General features: G+C 72.5%; 6 protein-coding genes. 3 read left to right on the top strand and 3 right to left on the bottom strand.

Annotation, left to right across the window (positions count from 1 at the left end):
- Positions 1-55: 55 nt before the first annotated feature.
- Positions 56-1,189, bottom strand: a complete 1,134-nt coding sequence (locus ACE3Q8_RS11640) for an NAD(P)/FAD-dependent oxidoreductase (RefSeq protein ID WP_374470434.1) — start codon at positions 1,187-1,189, stop codon at positions 56-58.
- 130 nt (positions 1,190-1,319) lie between these two features.
- Positions 1,320-1,889 (bottom strand): TetR/AcrR family transcriptional regulator, encoded by a 570-nt coding sequence (locus tag ACE3Q8_RS11635; protein ID WP_374470433.1) that lies wholly within the window; start codon positions 1,887-1,889, stop codon positions 1,320-1,322.
- A gap of 143 nt (positions 1,890-2,032) precedes the next feature.
- Between ACE3Q8_RS11635 and ACE3Q8_RS11630 the strand changes: the two genes are divergently transcribed.
- Complete coding sequence (locus ACE3Q8_RS11630) at positions 2,033-3,337, top strand: tetratricopeptide repeat protein (protein WP_374470432.1); 1,305 nt, start codon at positions 2,033-2,035, stop codon at positions 3,335-3,337.
- 120 nt (positions 3,338-3,457) lie between these two features.
- Positions 3,458-4,639: a serine hydrolase domain-containing protein gene (locus ACE3Q8_RS11625; RefSeq protein ID WP_374470431.1), complete on the top strand. Its 1,182-nt coding sequence runs from the start codon at positions 3,458-3,460 to the stop codon at positions 4,637-4,639.
- On the opposite strand, the gene ACE3Q8_RS11620 is transcribed toward ACE3Q8_RS11625, so the two are convergent.
- Complete coding sequence (locus ACE3Q8_RS11620) at positions 4,636-5,670, bottom strand: AraC family transcriptional regulator (protein ID WP_374470430.1); 1,035 nt, start codon at positions 5,668-5,670, stop codon at positions 4,636-4,638. The two genes, ACE3Q8_RS11625 and ACE3Q8_RS11620, sit on opposite strands and share 4 nt — an antisense overlap.
- Positions 5,671-5,818: 148 nt before the next feature.
- On the opposite strand from ACE3Q8_RS11620, the gene ACE3Q8_RS11615 reads away from it, so the two are divergent.
- Positions 5,819-6,538: a hypothetical protein gene (locus ACE3Q8_RS11615; protein ID WP_374470429.1), complete on the top strand. Its 720-nt coding sequence runs from the start codon at positions 5,819-5,821 to the stop codon at positions 6,536-6,538.
- The last annotated feature ends 4 nt before the right edge of the window (positions 6,539-6,542 follow it).

Here is a 6,542-nt window from a genome sequence, read left to right as displayed (position 1 = left end):
GGGCGGACCCCCTTCCGGCCCTTCGGGCCACCTCCCCGAGGGGGGAGGAACTAGGTCAGGCGCCCGCCTCAGCCGGCGGGAGGCCAAGGCGTTCGGCGGCCTTTTCGCCGATGGCGAGGGAGGAGGTCAGGCCGGGGCTTTCGATGCCGAACAGGGCGGCGAGGCCGGGGACCCGGTGGACATCCGGGCCGTCGATGCGGAAGTCGCTGTGCGGCTCCCCGGGCCCGTGAATCTTGGGACGGATGCCGGCGTAGTCGGGCGTCAGGCTGTCGTCCGGCAGGCCCGGCCAGAACTTGCGGATGTAGCGGTAGAAGCCGGGCGCGGCGTCGGGGTCGACGGAATAGTCGAGCTCGTCCACGTAGTTGAGGTCGGGGCCGAACACCGCCTGGCCGCCAAGGTCACGGCGGTAGTGGGTGCCGAGCGCGCCGGGTATGGGTGGCGGATAGATCAGGCGGGCGAAGGGCGCCTTGCCCACCAGCCGGAAATACATGCCCTTGCCGTAGTGGGCGGGCGGGATGAGCTCGGCCGGGAAGCCCGCGATGTTCGCCGCCACGCCCTGGGCGGAGAGGCCGGGCGCGGTGACCAGCAGCCGGCAGGTGAGCACGGCGGGCTCCTCGCCCCCGGCGCGGACCTCGAAGCCCCCGTCGGGCAGCGGGGTCGCGCCTTCGAACGGTGTGGAGAGGACGACCGCGCCGCCGGCCTGTTCGATCTCGCCCTGCAGGGCCAGCATATAGCCGTGGCTGTCGAAGACGCCGCTCTCGGGCGACAGCAGCGCGCCCTCGCAGGCCAGCTCCGGCTCGAGCGCGCGGGCCTCGGCCCGGGTGAGCTTGCGCATGCCCTCGACATCGTTCGTGACGGCCTGGTCGTAGATGGCGTCGAGGCGGGCGACCTCTTCCGCCGTGGTGGCCACCACCAGCTTGCCGCAGCGGTCGTAGTCGACGTGGTGGGCGTCGAGGAAGGCGTAGAGCATCCGCCGGCCCCTGACGCACAGCTCGGCCTTCAGGGAGCCGGTGGGGTAGTAGAGCCCCCCGTGGATCACCTCGGAATTGCGCGAGGAGACGCCCTGGCCGATGGCGGCCTCGCGCTCCAGCACGGCGACCGCAAGACCGCGGCGGGCAAGGGCGTAGCCGCAGGCCAGGCCCACGGCGCCCGCCCCCACGACCACCGCGTCGAAATCGAACTCGGCCATGACCCGTGGCTAACGCACGGGGGCCGCCAAGGGAACAATCAGGCGCCCAGGAAGTGCAGCCGGATGGTCTCGCGGAACATCAGGGCCTGTCGCGCGATCACCCGGGTGTCGCCGAGCGCCTTCGACAGCGTCATGCCGCCGTAGGTGAAGGCGAGGATGGCGTCGGCGAGGTCGGCGGGCTCGGCCTGCCGCGGGGCGGATAGGTGCGGGCGATCTCCTCCAGCCAGCCGACGATCTTGGCGCGCCAGTCCTGCACGCTCTCGGCGGTCATCCGCCGGGTGGCGTGGTCCCAGCTCATGTCCTGGAAGGTGACCGTCGCCACCAGGCACCCCGGGTGATCGGCGGCCAGATCTTCCATGGCCTCGGCGTAGAGCTTGAGGAAGATCAGGAAGCCGTGGAGCGGGTCGTCCGACAGCTCGCGCGCACGGCGGAACATCTCGTCGAGGAACACCTGGTTGTCCCCGGCGTAGCGCTGGATCAGGTGGCGGGCGAGATCCTGCTTGTCCTTGAAGTGATAGAAGAAGCCGCTCTTGGTGATCCCCGCCGCCTCGACCAGTTCCTCGATCGAGGTCGCGGCGAAGCCCTTCCGGATCACGGAGTCATAGGTGAGGTCGAGAAGCCGCGCGCGCGTGCGCTCGCCCTTCGAGCGCGGCGCCGACTGCACCGCCGGTGCAGTTCTCGTCTCCGATGGGCCATCCATGGCGACGCATCCCCTGCAACTCCAGGCGCCAGTCTACTGCAAACACAGCGGAATTTCTGTGTTCGATGAACAGCACCACGCGACCGCTAGAGGCGGTCGGTCGGAGGAAGTACCCCTCTCGCCCTTCATCGAGGAGAGAGAAAATGCCTACGAAGGACCATCACGGGATCGTTCTGTCCGGCGCGAACAGCATGGCGGCGGAATTCTACCGCTTCGCGCTGAATTCATATCATTGTTACGCCGGCGACGCGCCGGGGTTCGCCGAGGCGGCCATCGACGTGGCCCCGGACTTCCTCATGGCCCATGTGCTCAAGGCCTACATGAACCTGATCGGCGGGACCGCCGAGCAGGCGCAGGTCGGAGTCGCGGCGTTCGAGACCGCCCGTCGCCTGCCCGCCACGTCCCGCGAGCAGGGCCACCTCGCCGCCCTCGACCGGCTGCTGGCCGGGGAGATCCGCGCCGCGGCCCGCATCCTGGAGGACGTCTCCATCGCCTGCCCCCGGGACTCCCTGGCGCTGCTGGTGGGGCAGAACCTCGACTTCCTGCTGGGCGACAGCCGGATGATGCGCGACCGCATCGCCCGCGCCATGCCGGCCTGGTCGCGGGACACGCCCGACTACCACGCCATGCTCGGCATGTACGCCTTCGGCCTGGAAGAGATGGGCGACTACGCCCGGGCCGAGGCGGCGGGGCGCGAGGCCGTGGCGCTGCAGCCGCGCAACAACTGGGCGCAGCACGCCGTCGCCCACGTCCTGGAGATGGAGGACCGCCGGGAGGAGGGCGTCGCCTGGATGACCCAGGACGGCCAGCCGTGGGTGGAGGAGAGCTTCTTCGCCATCCACAACTGGTGGCACCTGGCGCTGTTCCACATCGGGCTCGGCGACACAGAGGCCGCGCTGGAGCTGTTCGACGGCCCGATCTTCGGCCCCCGGTCGGGCGCGGCCTTCGACATGATCGACGCCGCCGCCCTGCTCTGGCGGCTCAGCCTGCGGGGCGTCGTGGTGGGGCAGGCCCGCTGGGACGCGGTGGCCGATGTGTTCGAGACCCAGCCGGCGGGCGGCTACGCCTTCACCGACGCGCACCGGATGATGGCCCTGGTCTCGGCCGGCCGCGAGGACGCCGCGCGCGAGCTGCTGGACCTGCAGGCGGCCGCCCTGGAGGCGCCGGGCGACAACGCGATGTTCGTCCGCGAGGCCGGGCTGGCCGTGAGCCGGGCGGTGCATGCGTTCGGCCACGGCGACTACGCCCGGGCGGTGGAGCTGCTGCGCGGCGTGCGCAACCAGGCGGCCCGGTTCGGCGGCAGCCACGCGCAGCGCGACCTGCTCGACCAGACCCTGATCGTGGCCGCGGGACGGGCCGGCGAGCACAGCCTGGAACAGGCGCTGCTGGCCGAGCGCCGCGCCGCCAAGCCGCTGGTCCGCCGCGAAGGCCGGCGGCTCGCCGCCTAAGGGAGCCCCTGCCCGTCCCCCGCCCGCCCCGGCGTCCGCCGGGGCGGGCGGCGCGGAGCGGCGGCTGGCGAAGCCGGCGGCGGGTGCTACTGTCCCCCGCAAACGAACGGGGGAAACCACATGCATCGCCTCACCGCCGCGCTCGCCGGCGCGATCTCGGCCGCCGCCCTGAGCGCCGGGCCGGCGCTGGCCCAGGTTCCGGTGAAGCCGGACGTGCCGTCCATCCTGCAGTGGACGCCGCAGCAGCAGGCGGAATGGTACCCCGCCATCGAGACGGTCTACCGGGTGCGGACCATCGCCCGGGGCGACAAGGTCCATCCCCTGCCCAAGGCGGCGCGGCAGATCGCGCCGACCTTCGAGTACGGCGGCCGGACCTTCACCGTCGACGACTACATGAAGGCCTACAATGTCTCAGGCGTGCTGGTCCTGAAGGACGGCAAGATCCTGCTCGAGCGCTACGGCCTGGGCCGGAAGCCGCAGGACCGCTGGACCTCGTTCTCCGTGGCGAAGTCTGTCACCTCGACCCTGGTGGGCGCGGCGATCCAGGACGGCAAGATCAAGGGCCTGGGCGACCCGGTCACCGACTACATCCCCGAGCTGAAGGGCTCGGCCTACGACGGCGTCACGGTCCGCCAGCTCCTGATGATGAGCTCGGGCGTGAAGTGGAACGAGGACTACACCGATCCGAACTCGGACGTGGCCCGGGCGGGCGCGGCGATCCAGGAGCCGGGGGTGAACCCGATCGTCAGCTACATGCGCAGGCTGCCGCGGGCCAACGAGCCGGGGACCAAGTTCACCTACAACACCGGCGAGACCGACCTGGTGGGCGTGCTGGTGTCGAATGCGGTGGGCAAGCCGCTGGCCGACTATGCGTCAGAGAAGCTCTGGAAGCCGTACGGCATGGAGCGGGACGGCATCTGGATGACCGATCTGGCCGGCCATGAGCGCGGCGGCTGCTGCATCTCGATGACGCTGCGGGACTACGGCCGCGTGGGCCAGTTCATCCTCGACGGCGGCAAGGCGGGCGGCAAGGCGGTGCTGCCAGCCGGCTGGACGCAAGAGGCCACCAGCCCGCAGATCACCAACGGCGCGCCGGCGCCCGGCTATGGCTATTTCTGGTGGATGCGCCCCAACGGCAGCTACGACGCCTCGGGCATCTTCGGCCAGTCGATCACCACCTTCCGGGACGACCGGCTGGTGATCGTCGTCAATTCGGCCTGGCCGCAGGCCACCGGCCGCGAGCTGGGCGCCGCCCGCACGGCGTTCGTGAACGCGGTGCGCCAGGCGGCGACCGCGCCCTAGGCCTCGCCCGGCCCCCCGGCGCGGAACGCCCGGGGGCTCAGGCCCGTCCACCGCTTGAAGGCCCGCGAGAAGGCGGCCGGCTCGGAGAAGCCCACAAGGTAGGCCGCCTCGTTGATCGAGACCTTCGGGTTGGCCAGGTAGTGCAGCGCCAGCCGGTGGCGGAGCTCGTCGCAAACCTTCTCGAAGGTCACGCCCTCGGCGCGCAGCCTGCGGAACAGGGTCTGGCGGCTGACGCCCAGGCGGGCGGCCACGTCCTCCATGCCGATGTCGCCCCGGTGCAGCACCGGCATCAGCAAGGCCTCCACGCGGCCGCGCACGGTCTCGGCGCTCTCCAGCTTGCGGAGCAGGGCCGCCGCGCGGTCGCTGAGCACGCCGAAGACGTAGACCGGCAGGCGGCCCACCGGCGCGTCCAGGAAGGCCGGGTTCAGCCGCAGGGCGTTGCGCGGTGCGCCGAAGGTCACCGGGGCCTCGAACACCCGCCGGTAGTCCTCCGGATAGCCGGGGTCGGGATGCGTGACCTCGACGGCCAGGACGAAGGGGACCATGCCCATGGCCCGGGGACCGCAGGCCATGCGGCCGAAGGTCGTCTCGGTGAGCTCGGGGAACAGGTTGGGGCCCTGGCGGGTGTCGGTCAGCCAGACCGCCTCGCCGTCGCGGCTCAGCACGAAGCGGTCGGCGGCGGGGGCCACGCCGTCCACCTCCACCGCCAGCCGGCCGTAGCGGTTCATCTGCTCCAGGGCCTCCAGCATGGTGCGCGAGGCGAGCGTCAGCAGGCCGACGACCGACACCTCGGAGAAGTCCACGTGCTCGGCGTAGCGCAGCGCCAGCGCCGGGTCGCCGGTGAGCGACTTGGCGGCCCGCATCAGGGCCACATAGGCCTCGAACGGGACCCGCTGGTCCGGGTCCTCCAGCGCCGCGGGATCGACGCCGCTGCCGGCGGTGAGCGCGGCCGGGTCGGCGCCGCGGCCGACCGCGTACCTGAACAGGCCCCGGACAATCCCGGCCTCGTAGGTGCGCTCCGCCACGGCCATCCTTCGCGCTGTCTCCACCGCCTAGAGGCGCCGGCGGGGCCAAGTGGATGCAGCCGATGCGACCTGCGGTCACGCTTCTGTCGCCAGCGGTCATGGCCGGACGGGCGGCGCAGGGGCGATGCTCGCGGGCGATGGCCTGGAGTCCCGCATGAACCTCGAAGCCCCGCCCGGCGCCCCGCTGATCCTGCACCTCGGCGCCGGCGCCCTGCTGTTCGCGCACATCGCCGGCGGCGCCGTCGGACTGGGCGCGGGCTTCGTGACTCTGTTCGCCCGCCGGGGCGGACGGCTGCACCGGCGCGCCGGCGCCCTGTTCTTCGCCGGCATGGTGGCCATGGCCGGGGTCGGCGCGGGCGTGGCGCCGTTCCTGCCGGAGGCGCAGTGGGTGAACACCATGGCCGGGGCGGTGACGCTCTACCTTGTGGTCACCGGCTGGACGGCCGCCCGCAACCGCGGCGCGCCGGGGCGCATCGAGGCGGCGGGCGCCGTGGCGGCGACGGGGATGGCGCTCGCCGGCCTGGGGCTGCTGGCGGCGAAAGCCGGCTCCGGGCGGCTCGAGGCCTATGCCCCCGCCTTCGTCTTCGCGGCCATCGCGGGCCTGGCGGCCGCGGCCGACTGGCGGGCGATCGGCCGCGGCGGCCTCGAGCGGCGCGAGCGGATCGCGCGGCACCTCTGGCGGATGTGCGCGGCCCTGGCGATCGCCTCGGGCGCCTTCTTCCTGGGCCAGCCGGACTTCGTGCCGCGGCCGATCCGCGGCACGGCGCTGGCCGCCGCGCCGATGCTCACCGCCCTCGCGCTGATGGTCTACGAGTGGGTGCGGACGAAGCGCGGCGCGGGCCGCCCGCGGAGGGCGGCGGCCGGCGTGGCCTGAGGCC

The organism is Phenylobacterium sp. (assembly GCF_041913825.1).
Lineage (GTDB): Bacteria > Pseudomonadota > Alphaproteobacteria > Caulobacterales > Caulobacteraceae > Phenylobacterium.
Note: the sequence above shows the minus strand (reverse complement) of the source record. Positions and strands in the feature narration are given on the sequence as shown.

Coding starts and splice junctions, on each gene's coding strand:
- ACE3Q8_RS11640 (WP_374470434.1), bottom strand. CDS start 1,189: ATGGCCGAGTTCGATTTCGACGCGGTGGTCGTGGGGGCGGGCGCCGTG.
- ACE3Q8_RS11620 (WP_374470430.1), bottom strand. CDS start 5,670: ATGGCCGTGGCGGAGCGCACCTACGAGGCCGGGATTGTCCGGGGCCTG.
- ACE3Q8_RS11630 (WP_374470432.1), top strand. CDS start 2,033: ATGCCTACGAAGGACCATCACGGGATCGTTCTGTCCGGCGCGAACAGC.
- ACE3Q8_RS11635 (WP_374470433.1), bottom strand. CDS start 1,889: ATGGATGGCCCATCGGAGACGAGAACTGCACCGGCGGTGCAGTCGGCG.
- ACE3Q8_RS11625 (WP_374470431.1), top strand. CDS start 3,458: ATGCATCGCCTCACCGCCGCGCTCGCCGGCGCGATCTCGGCCGCCGCC.
- ACE3Q8_RS11615 (WP_374470429.1), top strand. CDS start 5,819: ATGAACCTCGAAGCCCCGCCCGGCGCCCCGCTGATCCTGCACCTCGGC.